This window comes from Streptomyces sp. UNOC14_S4 (assembly GCF_020740835.1).
GTDB lineage: Bacteria > Actinomycetota > Actinomycetes > Streptomycetales > Streptomycetaceae > Streptomyces.
Genome location: NZ_JAINFC010001037.1, coordinates 1 through 667 on the forward strand (window position 1 = coordinate 1; position 667 = coordinate 667).

Here is a 667-nt window from a genome sequence, read left to right on the forward strand (position 1 = left end):
GTCCAGGGGGCGCCTTGGGTGTCGGGGCGGGTGTGGATGGTGAGGGTGCGTCGGTTGTCGGTGTCGGGGGTGGTGACGCGTATTTGCAGGTGCAGGGTGCCGCGTGCGGGCAGGACGAGCGGCGTGTGGACGGTGAGACGGTCGACGGCCGTGCAGCCCAGCTCGTCGCCCACGCGCATGGCCATGTCGACCAGCGCGGCCGTCGGCAGCACCGGGACACCGTGCACCGTGTGTTCGGTGAGCCAGGGGTGGGTGTGGGGTGAGATGCGGCTGGTGTAGAGGGTGTCGTGGGTGTCGGCGAGGGTGGTGGTGGCGCCGAGGAGGGGGTGTTGGGTGGGGGTGAGGCCGAGGTCGGTGGCGTCGGTGTGCTGGGTGCCGGCGTCGAGCCAGTAGCGCTCGTGCTGGAAGGCGTACGTCGGCAGGTCGACGTGGCGGGCTCCGGTTCCGGCGAAGTAGGCCTGCCAGTCCACCGGGACGCCGTGGTTGTGGAGTTCGCCGATCGCGGTGACGAGGGAGCGCGCTTCGGGCCGGTCGCGTCGGAGTACGGCTATGGCGGTGGGCCGGGTGCTCGTGGTGTCTGTGGTGTCTGTGGTGTTGAGGGTGTCGTGGGTGAGGGGGGTGAGGATGGCGTCGGGGCCGAGTTCGATGTAGGTGGTGGTGCCGGTGG

At 70.6% G+C, this 667-nt stretch carries 1 pseudogene; it reads right to left on the bottom strand.

What is annotated here, in order from left to right:
• Nucleotides 1–667 (bottom strand): annotated as a pseudogene (locus K6I34_RS37770) (polyketide synthase dehydratase domain-containing protein); the annotation flags it as partial.